The following is an 18,367-nucleotide window of genomic DNA, read 5'->3' as shown; positions in this document are numbered from 1 at the left end:
CTCGCTCAACGACTTGCTTGACTGCCTCTAACTTGAACTCTTCAGTAAACCGTCTTCTTGTACTCATTACACACCTCCTAATAGACTAAATATTAGGCTAGAAAGTGTCTATAGAAGTGGTAGCGATTCATACCGTAAATTCACGGTAGGCTTTTTTACCTTCAATCGTTTTACATCACATGGCACCTATCAGAAAGTATGACGCATACCTACTCCGTAAGTCTGCTGTGTGCTAACCGTCTTGCCACTCAACATGCTGCCTGCTGGTAATGGCTGAACATTAGAACCTGATGTGTTCACGTTACCAATGCCTAGATACAAATTAGTACGCTTACTCATATAGTAGTCAAGCATTGCAGACTGAAACTGCTGCACACCACTAAGCTGTGTACCTGACTGCTGTGTGCCTGCATAGTAATAACCAATCGAACCAATTAAGGATTGAGTAAAGTTATAGTTAGCACCTACCCAATACACATTGATGCTGTAATTATTTCTATTGGGGGTCCAGCTAGCAATAGAAAATCCACTGGGCAATACTGGCAAACCAGAGTACATCTGAAAGTTGCTTGGCGTACCAATAAACATACGCTCATATCCAGCCTTGAGAATTAATTTATCTGTAGCCTGAAATTTACTAGTCAGTTGCAACGCCGAGGTATTTGCTAAGGTAACTAAAATTTGATTGGTTCCAGCAGTTGTTGGGATTGTCGATGCTGCTGATGTTGATGTAGCTGGTGATGCGTTGCCAGGTACAACAGTGCCCCCTGAGGTAGACAGTCCTGTACCGTAGGTAATACCAGTTAACTTAGTCGCATCCGTAGTATGGGTAGCAATGGCTTGCACACCCCACTTAGCCTCTTCGTAACCTAACTGAAAGCCACTAGTAGTGCCAGCGGAGTTATTGCCTGCCACACCACCAGGTGCATACATGGCCTTGAGATTAAAACCATTGTATTTTTTAGCGTATTGAATGGCGCCACTCACATACGCATTATCCGTATAGCCACCACCACCATAGGTTCCCGAGAAAGCAATCGGTGAAAACATCTGCGCATTGACTGGGTTATAGCTGCCAATATTTTGCAACATGAGTCCTTGCTGACGCCCCAGTGTCAATGTACCGTACTGCTCATTGCTTAGGCCAGCATATGCGCCACGTCCAAACAGCATTCCTTGCAGCGCGTTATCGCCACCTTGAGCTGCACTGGTTGAGGAGCCGTTACCAGCCATTCCGTTACTTGCGCTTGCGCCAGTTGCGGCACTAAAGCCTTGCTCTAGTAAGAAGATTGTCTTTGTACCACCGCCCAAATCTTCAGAGCCCTTAAAGCCCAAGCGACTTTGACTCTCACCACCCGTCATAAATCCAAAGACATTACCGTTTTTAACGCCGGGGTAGTTAATTGGCGAACCAGAGTTACCCCAGGTGGAAGCATTGAGGTTACCGGCATTTGTTTGAGCCACCATACCTACGTCCAACAAGCCATAAACCGTTACGCTAGATTGTGCTTTTGCTACTCCTGCTGCACAAAGAAAACTAGCAGCTAAGGCGAATTTATTTAATTTTTTCATAAAGTACTTAATTGAAATCCCTTGACCAATATCAAGAAATTAGGATCCGTTAAAAGACAAAAACCACCACACTTGCGTGTGATGGTTTTCTTATTACATTTACAGCTAGATGTTACTCACTACATTTCTAAATCTAGGTAGGCGCAAGACCTACGTTAAATTAGAAAGTGTGACGCATACCTAAACCGTATGTGAACTGCTGGTTAATGGTAGATTGTTGAATACCATTAGAGGTGCTACCTGCTTGTGAAACAGATGCTGTAGAGCCAGTAAAGTTCACTTGTGAAGCAGCTGCGTACAAGTTAGTACGCTTGCTCAAGTAGTACTCAGCCATCGCAGAGATGAAAGTAGTTCTACCATTAAGTGATCCAGTTGTAGCTGCTGTTGATTGTGTTGCACCCGCACCATTTTGGAGAGTATTTTGCTGGTAGTAACCTAAAGAACCCTTAATGGCTGGTGTGAAGTCATAGTTAGCACCTAACCAGAAAGTATTCTTGATTTGTGGTGCTGTTGCTGCTGTGTATGAGAACACGCTAAAGCCGCTACCATTAGGCAATACTGGCTGACCAGAAACGTACTGGAAGTTTGAAGGTACACCAAGGTTTTGATACTGGAAACCAGCTTTTAACCACAACTTATCCATTGGTGCCCACTTAGCTGTCAAAGTTGCTGAACGTGTGTTGTATACAGTTGCATTAACTTGGTTTGTGCCAGCGGTTGTTGGGGTTGCTGATGCTGCTGCTGTTGATGAGGCTGCTGTTGTATTACCAGGAACGACGGCGCCAACTCCAAGGCCTGAACCATAAGTTACGCCTGACAATGCTGTTGCATCTTCTTGGTAAGAAGTCAGAGCTTGTACGCCCCACTTAGCAGTTTCGTAACCGATTTGACCTTCTAAACGTGTACCAACGCCGTTGTTACCAGCATAGCCACCAGGTGCATACAGGGCATTTACATCAAAGCCCATGATTTTTTCTTTTAACTTCAATGCGCCGTTAGCACGTGCATTGTCAGTTGTACCGCCACCACCGAATTGACCGGAGAAAGCTAAAGGTGAGAACTGTTGTGCGTTAACTGGGTCATAACCACCGATGTTGTCTAACATCAAAGTTTGTTGACGACCTAATGTCAATGTGCCCCATTTGTCATTTTGTACACCAGCGAATGCGCCGCGGTTAAACAATTGACCTTGGTTTGAAGAGTCACCAGTGTTAGACATGTTACCCATGCCAACAGTTGTTTTACCATTACCTGCTAAACCAGTCGCGTACTGTGAACCGTTATCAGTGTTAACACCTTGCTCTAATGTGAAGATCACTTTAGAACCACCACCGATATCTTCCATGCCTTTGAAGCCCAAACGGCTGGCAGATTCGCCACCTTGCATAAAGCCAAAAGAATTACCATTACGTGGAGCAGATGTACTACCTGAGCCACCGTAACCAGCAGAAGTACCGCCAGTAGAGCCGTTCAACATGTTTGAATTGCTTTGACCCATGATGCCAACGTCCAACAAGCCGTAAACGGTTACGCTGGACTGAGCTTGAGCAGCGCCAGCAAATGCTGTCATTGCTGCGATTGCTAATAGCGATTTTTTCATTCTTTAAATCTCCAAAAATTAAAAGTAATGCCCAAATAAAACTGGGACCTATGAATTTTGCTTCCATTGCCCCACTAGACTTGGGGTCAGGGTATTTAGGAGCTCTTTTTGCTTGTCAAAAGGTAGTTTTTTGGTTTTCTTCGTTGTATCTCGGCAACAAGAGTTTTGATTTCTGTCTTTTAAGACCCTTAGATGACAAAATTGTCATATGGCAAGTCGCGAATTCTTAAAAATCCTCAGTTCTGCACGTTTAGGTGATGTTTCTGCACAACAAAAGCTGGCATCTGCATATCTTACAGGCGCCTTTAAAACCCCAATCCAACCCACTAACGCCCTAATTTGGCTAGAGAAATCCTATCTTACCCTTGTAAATCAAGGGTTTAAAGAGAAAAGCTCAGGTGACTCTGCAATGATGGATCTTTTAGGCCGAGTGGCTTCAATTCCACTAGCAGAAACCTTTGCCTCTCCTGCTTTTGAGTTTGGCTGGAACTCTTTTTGGACTTTGGCTGAGAACGGGCATGATCTCAAATCTCAGATAGCAGCCAAATGGCAGCTAGTGAGTTTATTAATTAATCCCATTAATAACGAAATTCAATCCCAACTAGTAGAGTGGGTTAAAAAGAAGAAAAAATCACCACATATAGAAAAGATTGCTGCCTTAGATTTTGCTGGACTTCAAGATCTTGCCAAACAATACCTTCAAGAACTTGCTGATGGCGACTCTGCTTTTGCAACGAACGCAAAAGAATTAATCATCAAACTGCAGCCCAAGAATGAAGCTCTCTCCTCCCTGTGGAAAGTTTGGCTTGATGAGCAAAACGAAGATGCATTGACTCAAGCTGCAGAACTTGGATTAACTATTGCAAAACTCACTCTAGGTTTGCGTCTTGCACAACTTGATGGAAGAGCAACAACGGAGGAAAACAAATCCAACGCATCACTCAAGAAGGCGGCGCATTGGTTAGAGCTTGCTGCCAAAGATGGCGATCGGGATGCCTGGTATGCACTTGGTGAAATTTATCGTCGCCCCCAATTTTCTGGCTATAACGCTGCGGAAAGCGATCGCTGCTTCGATCGCGCTGCAGATCTAGGTCACGCACAAGCTCAATTACGCAAAGGCGCCAATCTCTGGCGCAAGCGTGAAAAGAGCGAGGAAAAGGTTCGCGGTCTACAAGCCTCTTATTGGATATGGCAAGCACATCAACAAGGAGTGCCAGAGGCAAAAGAATTACTCGGCAAAATTTTGGAGTGCTGCCCAAACCCCAAAGCGAATCAATGGTTTGATCTGGCACTATGCGCTGAGGAAGCGATTAATCACCATGCTGAACATAAGCTGGATGAAGATTGGCTACTACTTTGCCACCGCATCGTCATCGCAAATCAATTCAATTTCAGCAAAGCTGAATTATTACTCTGCGAAATGGGTCAGCTACAACATGAGCATTGTGTGATGGTGGATATTCGCTGGGAGTTACCGAAGATCTTGCCCAGATTGATTCAGATTGAAACCATCCAGCAACGTCGCGCCATTTTGGCAGCTGGCAAGGCATTTGCGGGCTCAGAGATCGATCTTGAGGGCAACTTACGACAAAGGCGTTATCGCTTTGATCGAATCACCAATTGGTTAACCGACACTTTTTCTAAGAATCAAGTAGAAGCAGGAGTAGATTGATCGGTGGCTGAGTCTTCTTCAGAAGTTTTTGGCACATAAAGGCGCGCCACTAACAAACCTATTTCATAAAGCAAAGTCATAGGCACTGCTAGTAATAACTGAGAGAGTACATCTGGTGGGGTAACCACTGCTGAAATTACAAAAGCACCCACTATTACATAGGGGCGAATTTCTTTCAGCTTCGCTAAAGGCACCAAACCCATACGTACCAATACAACCACCACTACGGGCACTTCAAACGTAATACCAAATGCCAAGAAGGTGGTCATGGCAAAACTCAAATAATTATCAATGTCGGTTGACATCTCAGCACCCAAGGGAGCGTTATAGCTAGCCATAAACTTAAAAACTGTCGGGAATACTAAGAAGTAAGCAAATGCCATTCCAATAATAAATAAGGTGTAGCTGCTAACCACCAAAGGGAGGATGAGTTTTTTTTCATGAAGGTAAAGACCGGGCGCGATAAAAGCCCATAGTTGATACATTACCACTGGCAATGCAATGATGAATGCTACCAACATAGTGACTTTCATCGGCACAAAGAATGAGCCCGTTACATCGGTCACAATCATCTTGCCGCCAGCAGGTAAAGCCTCTAATAGTGGCTGCGCAAATAAATGGAAGATATCAGGCGCCCAATAAACTAGGCAAATAAAAACAATGATGATTGCGAGCGCTGCTTTAATCACGCGGTCACGTAATTCAAATAAATGCGATAGAAAAGATTCTTGCAACCCTGAATCTTCAGTTGAATTATTTTCAGTCATGCGTAATGATTTTTATTCTTTTTAATATTCTTATTTACTAGCGCTATGATGAAAGCGCTTCATCCTAGCAGCGCCAGACTGCACCCGAGTACGAATACCAGCAGAACGCTTAAACCAAAGCGGTCTTGCCGCGCGGCGCACACCCCAGCTATTGCGGCCTTGCCGCTTAGTTTTGCGGAGTACCTCCTTCTCATCCAGCGGTGGCTTTTCAAAACTGGTTGAAAAAATATCCGCTTGATCGCTTAAATTAGCTCCCGCCTCTTGAGCGGCAGAGCCAATACTATTTTCAACTTCTTTCAAAGTGGCAGCAGTTTCTTCTCGAAACTTTTTAAACTCTTCCACCTCCATCTGGCGATTGACCTCAGACTTGACGTCAGCCATATAACGTTGTGCACGCCCAAACAAATTACCCGCCATACGTGCCACTTTTGGCAAACGCTCGGGCCCGACAACCACCAAAGCAACCACAGCAATCAGTGCAAGTTTTGAAACTCCGAGATCAATCATTTAACGCAGTTATTTAAATGCAGCATGAGTTTCTATCGCGCTTTATTTATTTGCTAGTTATTTATTAATGTCTTTAGCCTGAACATCAACCGTCTTTTCTGCTGCCGCAGCACTTTGCTGAATTTGTTCCTTGGGCTCTTCGGCAGATTTCATACCATCTTTAAAGCCCTTCACGGCTCCACCCAAATCTTGGCCAATATTACGTAATTTTTTGGTACCAAATACCATCATCACAATCACCAAAACAATTAACCAATGCCAAATGCTAAATGAACCCATCTTTAATCTCCTTGGATTATTTTTTCCAGGGGCGGGGACCGCCCATCACATGTAAGTGCAAGTGATAAACCTCCTGCCCACCATCCGCACCATTGTTCACCATCAACCTAAAGCCGCCATCCTTACCGGGACGACACCCTTGCTCTTTGGCAAGACGCGGTACTAATTCCATCATTTTACCCAGCAAAGGGGTATCTATGCTTTCAGATGACTCCAACATGGGTATATGTTTTTTAGGAATGATTAGAAAATGGATAGGTGCTGCCGGGCTGATATCTTTAAAAGCATAGATTTCCTCGTCCTCATAGACTTTCTGAGAGGGAATTAAGCCTTGAGAAATCTTACAAAACAGGCAATTAGGATCGTGTGACATACTTTTATCGTATTTATCCGTGCTTACTCTTTACCAGTAGCTTTTCTAGCCGCCTTCTCTTCGATACCGGATGTTCCCAGGCGACGATCAAGTTCGGCAATAACATCTTCCGGGCGCAGGTTAAATTGAGACAAAGCAATCAAGCAGTGAAACCACAAATCAGCCATTTCGCTGACCAAGAGCTTTTGTTGATCGGCCGCCAAATTGGAATTGCGCGCATCTTTTGCCGCCATCACAGCCTCAGTCGCTTCTTCGCCAATTTTTTTCAAGATCCCGTCATCACCCTTTGAAAAGAGCAAAGCGGTATATGAAGTTTTGGGGTCTGCTTGACCCGCCTTAAATGCATCACGACGTTGATCAACTACATCGGCTAAATGGGTTAAACCCGATTCAATTTTTTTGTCTGAATTCAATATTTTGTCCATAAATAAGTTTTTCAGACTATACAGTCCAATCCTCTACCTTTAGCTTCTGAATCCTTTTAAAAGCTTGGTCATTCGTTACTAAAACTGCCCCGAGCTGAGAAGCATGTGCTGCAATTTGCATGTCAAGAGGGCCTAGTAAATTTCCATTACCCTCTAACTGGGCCCTTAAAACCCCATAATGCTCCGCAACATCAGTATCCCAAACCAAAACATTCACTCGCTTCAAAAACTCTTGTACAACCAAATGTAAGTTCCTTGCATTTGGCTTTTTTGCCAAACCATAGAGAATTTCACCTTCAGATATAACTGACAAGCATAGTCTTTCCATAGGAACACTGGCAATTTTTCTGCTTACTACTGGGTTTTTCTTAATGAGGCTGCTGATGGTATTGGTATCGAGCATATATCTCATCACTCATTGACTCCAGCAAAAGGATCTCGATCTTGCGAACCTTGATTTCGATCTTCAGGGCTTAAGAAATCCAAAGGAACATCCGTGCTCGCAAGCGCCAAGAAAAAACTATCCCAGTTTTCAGGTCTTCTGGAAAGAATTAAATCCCCAGTATCAGCATCGCGCCGAATAAAAACCTCTTTTTCTTCAAAACGAAAGGCTGCAGGCAATCGTATTGCTTGACTACGCCCATTCATAAAGATTTTTGCTGTTAGACCCATCATCCTAGCCCCTTGGTATATATCAAAATATATACCAGTCTAAACGATTACCAGGTGGAAATAAAGCCTATAAATATTTACTTGGGTCAGTTTTTACTGATCTTTTGCCAATTTGAGCTCACTAAATCCCATTCCCGAAAGAAACAACTATGCTCACCCGTATGGCAAGCAATGCCATCTTTTTGCTCAACCATCAGCAAAATCGTATCCCCATCACAATCCAAGCGAATTTCTCTCACCTTTTGAGTATGGCCAGATTCTTCACCTTTGTGCCACAGCTTTTGTCTAGAACGAGTCCAGTAGACAGCCTCACCCAAGCGGATGGTTTCCAAAAGAGCATCGCGATTCATCCAGGCCATCATTAATACATCGCCACTACCCACTTCTTGTGCAATAACGGGTACTAGGCCTTGATTATTCCAAGTCACTGCCTCTAATAAGGCCTGGTCTTGTGAGTTTTTATTCGTATCTGACATTTGTCCAATTTTGACAGAATTGTTTTGCGCCAAGCAAATAACGAGTTTCTAGGGTCTGCCAAAAAGACCCCACTATTTCATGGACACTTCTCTCAGTTGTGTGTACTGTGTGTATAAATTAAAATTCGTATGTCAACAGAAGGACTAGGATGAAATATCCAATTGCTATTGAACCGGGTGGAGATAAGTTAGCGTGGGGTGTAATTATTCCCGACATGCCAGGCTGCTTTTCTGCCGCTGAAAGCGGAATTGATGAGGCTATTGAGAATGCCAAAGAAGCGATTGGGCTTTGGATTGAAGCTGCATTAGACGCGGGCGAAGATATACCAAAGCCCAGCTCTATTAACGATCTACAAAAGAAGAAAGAGTTCAAAGGATATATATGGGCAATTGCTGAGATTGACCCGGCATTACTGTCGGACGATATCGAAAGAGTAAATATCTCTTTACCAAAAAGAGTGCTGGCAAGATTAGATGCTAAGGCCAAATCCGCTGGTGAAAACCGCTCCGCCTTTATCGCGCATATGGCGATTAGCGCTTAAGAACACCAACTAAATCCGAACCGGAATGCCTTGGGCTGCCATATATTCTTTTGCCTGCCCGACGGTGTAATCGCCATAGTGAAAAATACTAGCTGCCAATACTGCATCTGCATGGCCCTTAGTAATGCCATCGACTAAATGCTGCAAATTACCAACGCCACCAGAGGCAATCACGGGAACAGAAACTGCATCACTTACTGCGGCTGTTAGAGCCAAATCAAAGCCATCCTTGCTGCCATCGCGGTTCATGCTAGTTAAAAGAATCTCGCCTGCACCACGTTTAGCCACTTCAGTAGCCCATGAGACTACATCCATTCCGGTCGCAGTTCTACCCCCATGGGTAAACACTTCCCAATTGCCCGCTTCGGTTTGCTTGGCATCAATCGCCACCACAATGCATTGAGAGCCGTAATAAGCAGCAGCATCGGAAACTAAATCTGGATTGGCAACCGCGGAGGAATTCATACTCACTTTATCTGCGCCGGCATTGAGCAAGCGCCGCACATCCGCAACTGCACGAACACCACCACCAACAGTCAAGGGAATAAATACTTGTGAAGCAACATCCTCAATGATGTGCAAAATCAGATCGCGCCCATCAGAAGTAGCGGTGATATCTAAAAACGTCAGCTCATCAGCGCCTTGTGTGTCATACCGTTTTGCAATTTCGACGGGATCGCCCGCATCACGCAAGCCTACAAAGTTCACACCCTTAACAACGCGCCCTGCAGTGACATCAAGACAGGGAATAATTCGCTTGGTTAACACTAGATGATTTTCTTTGCGTACTTGAGGGTTAACTCATCGGCATATTTTTGAGCGGCTGCAAGATCAAGGTCGCCAGCGTAGATTGAGCGTCCCGCAATCACGCCCATGACACCCTCTTCTTCAGCTTTACAAAGCGCTTCAATATCTTGATTATTAGAGAGGCCGCCACTGGCAATTACCGGAATACGAATGGCTTGCGCCAGCTTGATTGTGGCTTCGATGTTGACGCCCTTGAGCATGCCATCCCGCCCAATATCGGTATAGATAATGGCCTCTACACCCCAATCTTCAAACTTTTTGGCAAGATCAATCACCTCATGACCGGTAATCTTGCTCCAACCATCAGTAGCTACTTTGCCATCACGCGCATCCAAACCAACCATCACATGACCTGGAAATGCTGTGCAAGCATCTTGCACAAAGCCGGGATTCTTCACGGCTGCCGTACCAATGATGACAGTGCTAATACCGTCATCCAATAAACGTTCAATAGTTTCAAGATCACGAATCCCACCACCAAGTTGGACAGGGATTTCATTACCAACTGCTTTGAGGATCGATTTAATCGCAGCCTCATTTTTGAGCTTGCCAGCAAATGCGCCATTGAGATCTACCAAATGCAAACGTCGAGCACCCTTGCTAATCCAATGCGCGGCCATTGCGCCAGGGTCTTCTGAAAACACCGTAGCTTTATCCATATCACCCTGTTCGAGTCGAACACAGTGGCCGTCTTTAAGATCAATTGCGGGAATCAGCAGCATAGCGAATGGTTAGAATATTAAGGTTGCCAAGAAACAAAATTTTTATAAAGCTTTAAACCGTATTCTGCACTTTTTTCTGGATGGAATTGAGTTGCAAAAATATTATCTCGCGCCACAGCAGAAGTAAACCAATCGCCATATTCAGTAGAGCCAGCCGTATCTTCATTGCGCTGCGGCACAACATAGTAGCTATGCACAAAATAGAAGCTCGTTAAGTCTGGAATCCCATCCCAAAGCGGATGCTTTCGGTCTTGGCGCACTTGGTTCCAGCCCATATGAGGGACTTTATATGAGGAGCCGTCTGGCTGCTTTTTACCAACCAACTCAAAACGACGCACTTCCCCAGGAATCAAGCCTAAACAAGGCGTCCATTGCTCGGTAGCGCGCACCTCTGCACTTCTATCAAACAGCATTTGCTCGCCTACACAGACCCCTAACAGCGGCTTGCTTTTTGAAGCCTCCAGTAAGGCATCCAATAATCCGGATTCTTCCAAATGCTTCATGCAATCTGGCATAGCGCCTTGACCAGGCAAAACGACGCGATCTGCGGCATGGATCTCTTCAGGCTGATGAGCAATCAATACATTGTCATCAGGTGCAACATGATGAAATGCTTGATATACGGAACGGAGATTACCCATTCCATAGTCGACGATCGCAATGGTTTGCGCCAAAATTTACCCGTTATCTACTGTTGTCTTCTGAGCAACCGTGGGGAGTCTAGATTACAGACTTCCTTTAGTTGAAGGAATGGCGCCTGAAGCACGAGGATCAACCGCCAAGGCCATACGCAAAGCGCGACCAAAAGCCTTGAACACAGTTTCAATTTGATGATGTGCGTTAATACCGCGCAAATTATCGATATGCAAAGTTACTCCAGCGTGGTTTACAAAACCACGGAAGAACTCAATGCTGAGATCTACATCAAAGTCGCCGACGCGTGCACGGGTAAATGGAACGTTGAATTCCAAACCTGGACGACCAGAAAAATCAATCACTACGCGAGAAAGGGTCTCATCAAGAGGCACATAGGAATGGCCATAGCGAGTAATACCCGCTTTATCGCCCACTGCCTTGGCAAAAGCCTGACCTAGCGTGATTCCCACATCTTCAACGGTGTGGTGATCATCAATATGGGTGTCGCCATTTGCAACCACTTTGAGGTCAATCATGCCGTGACGCGCAATCTGATCGAGCATGTGGTCTAGAAAAGGAACCCCGGAGGCTAGCTCAGCCTTACCTGTTCCATCTAGATTGATGGAAATCTGAATTTTGGTTTCCGAAGTGTTTCGGGTGACGTCGGCTTGCCGCATGCTTCATTGCGCCGCGAGGCGAAGTGTTGATTGAAGCCTCATAATATCATTCCTAGAAGAGATTTAAATATCGATATCACTGCACTTTTATCCCGATTTTTGACCTGAGAACCCTCATGAGCCGTTTTTGGAGCCCCGTTGTTCAAACCCTAACCCCCTATGTTCCAGGGGAACAACCGCAAATGCAGCGGCTGGTAAAACTCAATACCAACGAGAGTCCTTATGGCCCATCGCCCAAAGCGCTTGCTGCTATTGAAGCTCAAAATACTACGGATTTACGCCTTTATCCTGATCCAGAAGGTACAGCCTTAAAACAAGCCATCGCCAAATTACATGGCTTAGATGCAAATCAAGTCTTTGTAGGCAATGGCTCTGATGAAGTGTTGGCGCACGTCTTTGCTGGTTTACTCAAGCAAAGTAAACCAGTGCATTTTCCAGACATTACCTATAGCTTCTATCCCGTCTACTGCAAACTTTTTGGAATTAATGCCCAAATAGTTCCCTTAGACGAAAATTTTGAGATTAAAACTGCTGACTACCAATCTCCTAACGGCGGAATTATTTTCCCAAACCCCAATGCCCCAACGGGTAGATCGATCCCCCGCTCAGAAATTGAAGCGCTGCTCTTGCGCAACAAAGATTCAGTAGTTGTTATTGATGAAGCCTACGTCGATTACGGGACTGAATCTTGCATTCCACTATTACGTGGTGCCAACTGTCCAGAAAATTTGTTAGTAGTACACACGCTTTCCAAATCACGTGCTCTGGCTGGTCTGCGTGTCGGCTTTGCGGTTGGTCATCCAGCCTTGATTGAGGGCTTGGAGCGAGTTAAGAATAGTTTTAACTCCTACCCCTTAGGACGCCTTGCTCAAGCTGGTGCGGTTGCAGCCATTGAGGACCAAGCGCACCTAGAAGCAAATTCAGCCAAGGTAATTCAAACTCGTACAAAGTTAATTGAGCAACTCGATGCATTTGGATTTGCAACCCTGCCTTCGACTGCAAACTTTATTTTCACTCGCCACCCAAACCATGCTGGTGCAAAGCTATATCAAGCATTACGGGATCGCGGCATCATCGTGCGTCACTTCAAATCACCACGCATCGAAGAGTTCTTGCGCATTACGATTGGCACAGACGAACAAAGCAATGAACTTGTCGCTGCTTTAAAAGAAATCCTGCATTAAGTTTCTTAAGAAGTAAGCGCAGGTTTATTACGCGCTTACTTCTTTAAGCGCATCTCAGCTGCACGTGCATGGGCTTGTAAGCCCTCACCGTGAGCTAGCGTACTAGCAACAGCACCCAAGGTCTGAGCTCCAGCTTCACTGACTTCAATCATGCTGGAGCGCTTGATAAAGTCATACACGCCCAATGGTGAAGAAAAGCGTGCCGTGCGTGCAGTCGGTAAAACGTGATTAGGGCCGGCGCAGTAATCGCCTAAGGATTCACTAGTGTAGTTGCCCATAAAGATAGCGCCAGCATGACGAATTAGGTCAGCCCACTGACGTGGATCAGCAGCACAAATCTCTAAGTGCTCAGCAGCAATCGCATTAGCAATCTCACAGGCCTCAGACATATCTTTTACCTGTATTAACAAGGCGCGATTTGTGAGTGAAGCTTCAATCACTTTTGCTCTTGGCATTTCTGGGAGGAGCTTGTTGATGCTTGCTTGGACTTGCTCAATATATCGAGCATCTGGACAGAGCAGGATCGATTGCGCCTGCTCATCGTGTTCTGCCTGAGAAAACAGATCCATTGCAACCCAATCCGGAGGAGTAGATCCATCACAAAGAACCAAGATTTCTGATGGGCCAGCGATCATATCGATGCCAACAGTACCAAAGACTCTGCGCTTGGCTGCAGCCACATAGGCATTGCCAGGTCCAACAATCTTATCAACCGAAGGAATGGTTTTAGTGCCGTAGGCTAAGGCGCCAACTGCCTGAGCGCCGCCAATCGTAAAGACGCGATCTACACCAGCAAGATAAGCTGCCGCCAAAACTAAAGGATTGCGCGCACCATCAGGAGTAGGCACCACCATAATCACTTCGGCAACACCCGCCACCTTTGCGGGAATAGCGTTCATCAGCACGGATGATGGATAAGCTGCCTTACCGCCTGGCACATAAATACCAACACGATCTAATGGAGTTACTTTTTGACCGAGACGTGTTCCATCTTTCTCTTCGTACTCCCAAGAGTGGCAACCTGCTTCAATCTTTTGCTTCTCGTGATAAGCGCGCACTCTTTGCGCAGCAATATCGAGAGCATTTTTTTGCTCTGCCGATAAAGAGTTGTAAGCCAGCTCCAAATCTTTGCGAGGAATCTCTAAATCAGAAACGCTGGCCACACTCAAGCGATCAAACTGTTTTGTAAAGCCTAGAACCGCTTCATCACCCTTGTCTTTAACAGTTGCCAAAATCTTCACTACTGCAGCATCTATCGCCTCATCATCAGCAGACGGCAAGGACAAGCTCGACAACAGAATTTCTCTGAAGCCTGCATCCTTGCTATTGAGGCGTTTTACGTTAATGTTTGAAGGCATGAGGGAAGACTTCTCTTCTAGCTACTATTACTTCAGTAGCTCAAAAATAGGTTGTAGCTGAGCTCGCTTGCGCTTGTATGAAGCTTGATTGACGACTAGGCGCGCGCTAATATCGGCAATCGGCTCAACTTCAACTAAGCCATTCGCTTTGAGCGTATTGCCAGTAGAGACTAGATCCACAATCGCATCTGCCAAGCCCACCAAAGGTGCGAGCTCCATTGAGCCATACAGTTGAATCGTATCAATGTGCACACCTTTATTGGCAAAGTGTTCGCGCGCGCAATTGACGTACTTCGTGGCCACTTTTAAGCGGGAACCTTGCTTTACAGCAGCAGCGTAATCAAAACCTTCGCGGACCGCGACAGACATGCGGCACTTGGCAATATCTAAGTCGTAAGGAACGTACAAGCCATCGCTCCCTTTTTCCATCAATACATCCAATCCAGCAACTCCAAAATCAGCGCCGCCAAATTGCACATAAGTAGGCACGTCTGAGGCGCGAACAATAATGAGACGAACATCTGGATTAGAGGTCTCAATAATGAGTTTGCGTGACTTCTCAGGATCCTCCAGCGGCACTATGCCGACCTTGGATAAGATCTCTGCAGTTTCTTCGAATATTCGCCCTTTGGAGAGGGCTAAAGTCAATTTCATGGACTAATTATCCATCAGCCTTACTTCACGCGTTCAATATTGGCGCCTAAGAGGGTTAACTTCTGCTCCATGCGGTCATAGCCACGATCTAAGTGGTAAATCCGGTCTACCTGGGTTTCGCCCTGGGCCGCCAATCCGGCAATAACCAAACTGGCTGAGGCACGCAGGTCCGTAGCCATGACAATTGCGCCTGAGAGCCTTTCAACTCCCTGAGCAATCGCCGTATTTCCTTCAATAGCAATGTCGGCACCCAAACGATTGAGCTCTTGTACGTGCATAAAGCGATTCTCAAAAATCGTCTCCGTAATAGTGGAGTTGCCAGATGCAATGGCATTTACCGTCATCAGTTGCGCCTGCATATCAGTTGGGAAGGCAGGATATTCAGATGTTCGAAAATTAACTGCTTTAGGGCGACCTTGCATGGATGCCTTGATCCAGTCAGGGCCGATCTCCATTTGCAGACCAACCTCTTTCAATTTCACGATTACCGCATCCAAGGTATCAGGACGGCAGTACTTGACTGTAATTTCCCCACCAGTGGCAGCTACTGCACATAAGAATGTGCCCGCTTCAATGCGATCCGGAATAACCGAATGCTCAGCACCATGAAGTTTTTCTGCTCCCTCAATCACTAGCCGATCACTACCAATGCCTGAAATCTTCGCACCCATCTTGACCAACAATTCAGCCAAGTCACCAACCTCAGGCTCGCGTGCAGCATTTTCTAAGATGGTTGTACCCGATGCCAAAGTAGCAGCCATCAATAAATTCTCAGTACCGGTCACCGTAATCATGTCGGTCAAGATAGAGGCGCCCTGCAAGCGAGCGGACTGAGGCTTGGTTTCCGCCTGAATGTAGCCACTCTTAATCTTGATACTCGCGCCCATCGCCTTCAAGCCTTTGATGTGCTGATCTACTGGACGTGCGCCAATTGCGCAACCACCCGGCAATGAAACCTTTGCGCTATGCATTCTGGCCAAAAGCGGGCCAAGCACCAAGATAGAGGCGCGCATGGTCTTCACCATCTCATAAGTCGCTTCTGAACTTTTGATAACCGCTGCATTCAACACCATGTGACTACGATCACCAGCACTTGGAAAATCAACCATTACACCAATTTCTTGCAAAAGCTTGAGCATAGTACGCACATCTTGCAAATCAGGAACATTGCGCAATACAACTGGTTGATCAGTCAATAGACAAGCGCACAGAATGGGCAATGCGGCATTTTTAGCGCCAGCAATGACTACCTCTCCATTGAGAGGAGTGCCGCCAACCATTCGTAATTTATCCATGAAACGATTCCAGTAAAAGCTGATTTATTAATTTGTAATGCGTAATGATGTAATTTTTATACTGCTGAATTTTGTGCAAATTCTTCAGGTGTAAATGCTTTGATTGATAAGGCATGGACTTCCGCCTTCATGCGATCACCCATTGCACCGTATACCAATTGGTGGCGTTGCACCAAACGCTTACCTTCAAACTCAGGGCTCACGATGGTTGCAAAAAAGTGCTGGCCATCGCCTTCAACCTGAATGTGGGTGCAGGCTAGCCCTTGCTTGATATAGCCTTCAATCTGTTCTGGGGTGGGTAGCATTTCTTTTCCTAATCAAACTTGGGTTTTCAACAATTAATAACGCAGCTTATAGCCGTTTTGTAATAGGCGTAAAGCAATGACTGACACAACCACAAAGAAGCAGAAGACAATCACTAAGCTGCTCCAAGGGGAGTTATCCGAAATCCCAAAAAAGCCGTAACGGAAACCATCAATCATGTAAAAGAACGGATTGAAATGTGACACTGCTTGCCACGCTGGCGGTAAGGAATGAATGGAGTAAAAGACGCCTGACAGCATCGTTGCGGGCATGATGATGAAGTTCTGAAAAGCGGCTAACTGGTCATATTTATCAGCCCAGATACCCGCTATCAAGCCAAGACTTCCCAAAATTGCCGCACCCAAGAAAGCAAACGTCAAAATCCATAATGGATATTCCAAAGTGGGTGTTGCGAACCAGATGGTAATTAATAGAACGCCCAGTCCCACAACAATTCCCCGAAATACTGCAGCCAAAATATAAGCAGAGTAAAACTCGAAATGGCTTAGGGGAGCCAACAAAACAAACACTAAGTTACCAGTGACCTTAGATTGAATCAAAGAAGATGAAGTATTTGCAAAAGCATTTTGCAAAACACTCATCATCACAAGACCAGGAATTAAGAAGGCTGTGTAACTTAAGCGTCCATAAACTTCCCTACCCTCAAGGACATGGCCAAAGATCATGAGATAAAGCACTGCTGTCAGTACTGGCGCAGCTACGGTCTGAAAAGCCACTTTATAAAAGCGCTTTACTTCCTTAAACAATAGAGTTGGGAAACCGCTGCCGTACTCTAGGGTAGGTCGATTGAGGCCATGCTTCATTGTGCGCTCCCCGACATAATGTTGACAAAGACTTCTTCTAAGTCTGTTTTACCTTCACCATCTTTTTTAACGGATCCGTATCGACTTAATAAATTAGCAGTGGTATCAAGCGCCACAATCTTGCCTTGTTTGAGCATAGCTATGCGTTGACACAAAGCTTCTGCCTCTTCCAGGTAATGAGTAGTCAGCACAATCGTATGACCATCTTGATTCAACCGACTAATAAATTGCCATAGTGACTGACGTAACTCAACATCTACGCCAGCAGTAGGTTCATCCAAAATAATGACTGGGGGTCTATGGACTAAAGCCTGGGCCACAAGCACGCGACGCTTCATGCCGCCAGACAGCGAACGCATATTGCTTTCCGCTTTGGAGGTAAGATCAAGATTAGCCATGATCTCATCGATCCACGCATCGTTATTTTTAATTCCAAAATAACCGGATTGAAAACGTAAAGTCTCACGTACAGTAAAAAATGGGTCAAAGACTAGCTCTTGTGGGACTACGCCCAGCATGCGGCGTGCTTCGCGGAATCCCTTCTGAACATCAGCACTCATAATGGCCGCATGACCATGGCTAGGCCTCACCAGGCCAGCCAATATAGAAATCAAAGTAGTTTTGCCGGCACCATTCGGACCCAACAAACCGAAAAATTCCCCCGGCTCAATGCTCAATGAAACATCATCTAAAGCCTGAAGTGCTCCGTATTGCTTGGATATATTTTGGATAGAAATTGCAGGATGCATCGTCATTACAAGCCCAGCAATATAGAAACACCATAAACACCTGCCAAAACCTTGAGCTTTGCTGGTGCATGCTCCACTGAAATGGATTGTCCATCAGCCATAAGCTTTTTTTGCCATGCCAATAAAACGGTGAGTACGGTGGAATCAAAGTATTTCAATTCGGAGCAATCAATCGAGCGTAAGTTTGGGCTATTTAACAAGCCTTCTTTTTGCAACTGCACAGCATTTTCTTGCGTTACTTTTTTAGGCAAAAGAAAGGGCATGATGTCTGTG

24 protein-coding genes and 1 pseudogene are annotated in these 18,367 nt (G+C 45.4%); 3 read left to right on the top strand and 22 right to left on the bottom strand.

Going from position 1 to position 18,367, the window contains the following annotated elements:
• From ICN40_RS11880 to ICN40_RS00535, 3 genes are all read right to left on the bottom strand, one after another.
• Window positions 1-67: transposase (locus ICN40_RS11880; protein WP_223146579.1), on the bottom strand; the 67-nt coding region annotated here is incomplete at its 3' end.
• Window positions 68-189: 122 nt separating this feature from the next.
• Window positions 190-1,572 (bottom strand): porin, encoded by a 1,383-nt coding sequence (locus ICN40_RS00540; RefSeq protein WP_216241281.1) that lies wholly within the window; start codon window positions 1,570-1,572, stop codon window positions 190-192.
• A 160-nt stretch (window positions 1,573-1,732) separates the two neighbouring features.
• On the bottom strand, window positions 1,733-3,172 hold the full coding sequence (locus tag ICN40_RS00535) for a porin (RefSeq protein WP_216241280.1): 1,440 nt from the start codon (window positions 3,170-3,172) through the stop codon (window positions 1,733-1,735).
• 208 nt (window positions 3,173-3,380) lie between these two features.
• Between ICN40_RS00535 and ICN40_RS00530 the strand changes: the two genes are divergently transcribed.
• Window positions 3,381-4,844: a tetratricopeptide repeat protein gene (locus tag ICN40_RS00530; protein WP_216241278.1), complete on the top strand. Its 1,464-nt coding sequence runs from the start codon at window positions 3,381-3,383 to the stop codon at window positions 4,842-4,844.
• On the opposite strand, the gene tatC is transcribed toward ICN40_RS00530, so the two are convergent.
• The 8 genes from tatC to hisI form a co-directional block, all read right to left on the bottom strand.
• Window positions 4,820-5,611, bottom strand: a complete 792-nt coding sequence (gene tatC, locus ICN40_RS00525; RefSeq protein WP_216241276.1) for a twin-arginine translocase subunit TatC — start codon at window positions 5,609-5,611, stop codon at window positions 4,820-4,822. The genes ICN40_RS00530 and tatC overlap by 25 nt on opposite strands.
• Before the next feature lie 30 nt (window positions 5,612-5,641).
• Complete coding sequence (tatB, locus tag ICN40_RS00520) at window positions 5,642-6,118, bottom strand: Sec-independent protein translocase protein TatB (RefSeq protein WP_216241274.1); 477 nt, start codon at window positions 6,116-6,118, stop codon at window positions 5,642-5,644.
• Window positions 6,119-6,175: 57 nt separating this feature from the next.
• Complete coding sequence (gene tatA, locus ICN40_RS00515) at window positions 6,176-6,397, bottom strand: Sec-independent protein translocase subunit TatA (RefSeq protein WP_216241272.1); 222 nt, start codon at window positions 6,395-6,397, stop codon at window positions 6,176-6,178.
• A 16-nt stretch (window positions 6,398-6,413) separates the two neighbouring features.
• Window positions 6,414-6,770, bottom strand: coding sequence for a histidine triad nucleotide-binding protein (locus ICN40_RS00510; RefSeq protein ID WP_216241270.1), 357 nt, complete (start codon window positions 6,768-6,770; stop codon window positions 6,414-6,416).
• A gap of 23 nt (window positions 6,771-6,793) precedes the next feature.
• On the bottom strand, window positions 6,794-7,195 hold the full coding sequence (locus tag ICN40_RS00505) for a phosphoribosyl-ATP diphosphatase (RefSeq protein ID WP_216241268.1): 402 nt from the start codon (window positions 7,193-7,195) through the stop codon (window positions 6,794-6,796).
• Between the two features lie 16 nt (window positions 7,196-7,211).
• Entirely contained in the window at window positions 7,212-7,607 is a 396-nt protein-coding gene (locus ICN40_RS00500) for a type II toxin-antitoxin system VapC family toxin (protein WP_216860693.1), read from the bottom strand.
• Entirely contained in the window at window positions 7,607-7,870 is a 264-nt protein-coding gene (locus ICN40_RS00495; RefSeq protein ID WP_374222771.1) for an antitoxin, read from the bottom strand. Before ICN40_RS00495 ends, ICN40_RS00500 begins: the two co-directional genes overlap by 1 nt.
• Window positions 7,871-7,953: 83 nt before the next feature.
• Window positions 7,954-8,343 carry a phosphoribosyl-AMP cyclohydrolase gene (hisI, locus tag ICN40_RS00490; protein WP_216241264.1) on the bottom strand — a complete coding sequence of 130 codons (390 nt, stop codon included), beginning with the start codon at window positions 8,341-8,343 and terminating at the stop codon, window positions 7,954-7,956.
• 149 nt (window positions 8,344-8,492) lie between these two features.
• Between hisI and ICN40_RS00485 the strand changes: the two genes are divergently transcribed.
• The gene (locus ICN40_RS00485; RefSeq protein WP_216241262.1) at window positions 8,493-8,885 is read left to right on the top strand and encodes a type II toxin-antitoxin system HicB family antitoxin; all 393 of its coding nucleotides are present in this window, start codon (window positions 8,493-8,495) and stop codon (window positions 8,883-8,885) included.
• A 9-nt stretch (window positions 8,886-8,894) separates the two neighbouring features.
• Here ICN40_RS00485 and hisF read toward each other — a convergent pair whose 3' ends face one another.
• The 4 genes from hisF to hisB are packed head-to-tail and all read right to left on the bottom strand — an operon-like array spanning window position 8,895 to window position 11,727.
• A complete protein-coding gene (gene hisF / locus ICN40_RS00480) occupies window positions 8,895-9,653 on the bottom strand; it encodes an imidazole glycerol phosphate synthase subunit HisF (protein ID WP_216241260.1) in 759 nt (252 codons plus the stop codon).
• Complete coding sequence (hisA, locus tag ICN40_RS00475; RefSeq protein ID WP_216241258.1) at window positions 9,653-10,414, bottom strand: 1-(5-phosphoribosyl)-5-[(5-phosphoribosylamino)methylideneamino]imidazole-4-carboxamide isomerase; 762 nt, start codon at window positions 10,412-10,414, stop codon at window positions 9,653-9,655. Before hisA ends, hisF begins: the two co-directional genes overlap by 1 nt.
• Before the next feature lie 17 nt (window positions 10,415-10,431).
• Window positions 10,432-11,088 (bottom strand): imidazole glycerol phosphate synthase subunit HisH, encoded by a 657-nt coding sequence (hisH, locus tag ICN40_RS00470; RefSeq protein WP_216241257.1) that lies wholly within the window; start codon window positions 11,086-11,088, stop codon window positions 10,432-10,434.
• A 51-nt stretch (window positions 11,089-11,139) separates the two neighbouring features.
• Complete coding sequence (gene hisB / locus ICN40_RS00465) at window positions 11,140-11,727, bottom strand: imidazoleglycerol-phosphate dehydratase HisB (protein WP_215321305.1); 588 nt, start codon at window positions 11,725-11,727, stop codon at window positions 11,140-11,142.
• Window positions 11,728-11,843: 116 nt separating this feature from the next.
• Between hisB and hisC the strand changes: the two genes are divergently transcribed.
• Window positions 11,844-12,911, top strand: a complete 1,068-nt coding sequence (gene hisC / locus ICN40_RS00460; protein ID WP_216241255.1) for a histidinol-phosphate transaminase — start codon at window positions 11,844-11,846, stop codon at window positions 12,909-12,911.
• Between the two features lie 35 nt (window positions 12,912-12,946).
• On the opposite strand, the gene hisD is transcribed toward hisC, so the two are convergent.
• The 7 genes and pseudogenes from hisD to ICN40_RS00425 form a co-directional block, all read right to left on the bottom strand.
• On the bottom strand, window positions 12,947-14,269 hold the full coding sequence (gene hisD / locus ICN40_RS00455; protein WP_216241253.1) for a histidinol dehydrogenase: 1,323 nt from the start codon (window positions 14,267-14,269) through the stop codon (window positions 12,947-12,949).
• A gap of 27 nt (window positions 14,270-14,296) precedes the next feature.
• Entirely contained in the window at window positions 14,297-14,923 is a 627-nt protein-coding gene (gene hisG / locus ICN40_RS00450; RefSeq protein WP_072582096.1) for an ATP phosphoribosyltransferase, read from the bottom strand.
• A gap of 20 nt (window positions 14,924-14,943) precedes the next feature.
• Window positions 14,944-16,218, bottom strand: coding sequence for a UDP-N-acetylglucosamine 1-carboxyvinyltransferase (gene murA / locus ICN40_RS00445; RefSeq protein WP_216241250.1), 1,275 nt, complete (start codon window positions 16,216-16,218; stop codon window positions 14,944-14,946).
• A gap of 56 nt (window positions 16,219-16,274) precedes the next feature.
• Window positions 16,275-16,523, bottom strand: coding sequence for a BolA family protein (locus ICN40_RS00440; RefSeq protein ID WP_216241248.1), 249 nt, complete (start codon window positions 16,521-16,523; stop codon window positions 16,275-16,277).
• Between the two features lie 33 nt (window positions 16,524-16,556).
• Window positions 16,557-17,345, bottom strand: coding sequence for an ABC transporter permease (locus ICN40_RS00435; RefSeq protein WP_216241246.1), 789 nt, complete (start codon window positions 17,343-17,345; stop codon window positions 16,557-16,559).
• Window positions 17,346-17,410: 65 nt separating this feature from the next.
• Window positions 17,411-18,094 (bottom strand): annotated as a pseudogene (locus tag ICN40_RS00430) (ABC transporter ATP-binding protein); the annotation flags it as partial.
• Window positions 18,095-18,099: 5 nt separating this feature from the next.
• Window positions 18,100-18,357, bottom strand: a complete 258-nt coding sequence (locus ICN40_RS00425; RefSeq protein WP_216241245.1) for a lipid asymmetry maintenance protein MlaB — start codon at window positions 18,355-18,357, stop codon at window positions 18,100-18,102.
• Window positions 18,358-18,367 lie beyond the last annotated feature (10 nt).

This window comes from Polynucleobacter sp. Fuers-14, assembly GCF_018882045.1.
Taxonomy (GTDB): Bacteria; Pseudomonadota; Gammaproteobacteria; order Burkholderiales; family Burkholderiaceae; genus Polynucleobacter.
This window is presented reverse-complemented; position numbering and strand designations above follow the sequence as displayed.

Excerpts from the sequence above, each read along its gene's own strand:
- ICN40_RS00540 (WP_216241281.1), bottom strand. The coding sequence starts at position 1,572 with ATGAAAAAATTAAATAAATTCGCCTTAGCTGCTAGTTTTCTTTGTGCA.
- ICN40_RS00535 (WP_216241280.1), bottom strand. The coding sequence starts at position 3,172 with ATGAAAAAATCGCTATTAGCAATCGCAGCAATGACAGCATTTGCTGGC.
- ICN40_RS00530 (WP_216241278.1), top strand. The coding sequence starts at position 3,381 with ATGGCAAGTCGCGAATTCTTAAAAATCCTCAGTTCTGCACGTTTAGGT.
- tatC (WP_216241276.1), bottom strand. The coding sequence starts at position 5,611 with ATGACTGAAAATAATTCAACTGAAGATTCAGGGTTGCAAGAATCTTTT.
- tatB (WP_216241274.1), bottom strand. The coding sequence starts at position 6,118 with ATGATTGATCTCGGAGTTTCAAAACTTGCACTGATTGCTGTGGTTGCT.
- tatA (WP_216241272.1), bottom strand. The coding sequence starts at position 6,397 with ATGGGTTCATTTAGCATTTGGCATTGGTTAATTGTTTTGGTGATTGTG.
- ICN40_RS00510 (WP_216241270.1), bottom strand. The coding sequence starts at position 6,770 with ATGTCACACGATCCTAATTGCCTGTTTTGTAAGATTTCTCAAGGCTTA.
- ICN40_RS00505 (WP_216241268.1), bottom strand. The coding sequence starts at position 7,195 with ATGGACAAAATATTGAATTCAGACAAAAAAATTGAATCGGGTTTAACC.
- ICN40_RS00500 (WP_216860693.1), bottom strand. The coding sequence starts at position 7,607 with ATGAGATATATGCTCGATACCAATACCATCAGCAGCCTCATTAAGAAA.
- ICN40_RS00495 (WP_374222771.1), bottom strand. The coding sequence starts at position 7,870 with ATGATGGGTCTAACAGCAAAAATCTTTATGAATGGGCGTAGTCAAGCA.
- hisI (WP_216241264.1), bottom strand. The coding sequence starts at position 8,343 with ATGTCAGATACGAATAAAAACTCACAAGACCAGGCCTTATTAGAGGCA.
- ICN40_RS00485 (WP_216241262.1), top strand. The coding sequence starts at position 8,493 with ATGAAATATCCAATTGCTATTGAACCGGGTGGAGATAAGTTAGCGTGG.
- hisA (WP_216241258.1), bottom strand. The coding sequence starts at position 10,414 with ATGCTGCTGATTCCCGCAATTGATCTTAAAGACGGCCACTGTGTTCGA.
- hisB (WP_215321305.1), bottom strand. The coding sequence starts at position 11,727 with ATGCGGCAAGCCGACGTCACCCGAAACACTTCGGAAACCAAAATTCAG.
- hisC (WP_216241255.1), top strand. The coding sequence starts at position 11,844 with ATGAGCCGTTTTTGGAGCCCCGTTGTTCAAACCCTAACCCCCTATGTT.
- hisD (WP_216241253.1), bottom strand. The coding sequence starts at position 14,269 with ATGCCTTCAAACATTAACGTAAAACGCCTCAATAGCAAGGATGCAGGC.
- hisG (WP_072582096.1), bottom strand. The coding sequence starts at position 14,923 with ATGAAATTGACTTTAGCCCTCTCCAAAGGGCGAATATTCGAAGAAACT.
- murA (WP_216241250.1), bottom strand. The coding sequence starts at position 16,218 with ATGGATAAATTACGAATGGTTGGCGGCACTCCTCTCAATGGAGAGGTA.
- ICN40_RS00440 (WP_216241248.1), bottom strand. The coding sequence starts at position 16,523 with ATGCTACCCACCCCAGAACAGATTGAAGGCTATATCAAGCAAGGGCTA.
- ICN40_RS00435 (WP_216241246.1), bottom strand. The coding sequence starts at position 17,345 with ATGAAGCATGGCCTCAATCGACCTACCCTAGAGTACGGCAGCGGTTTC.
- ICN40_RS00425 (WP_216241245.1), bottom strand. The coding sequence starts at position 18,357 with ATGCCCTTTCTTTTGCCTAAAAAAGTAACGCAAGAAAATGCTGTGCAG.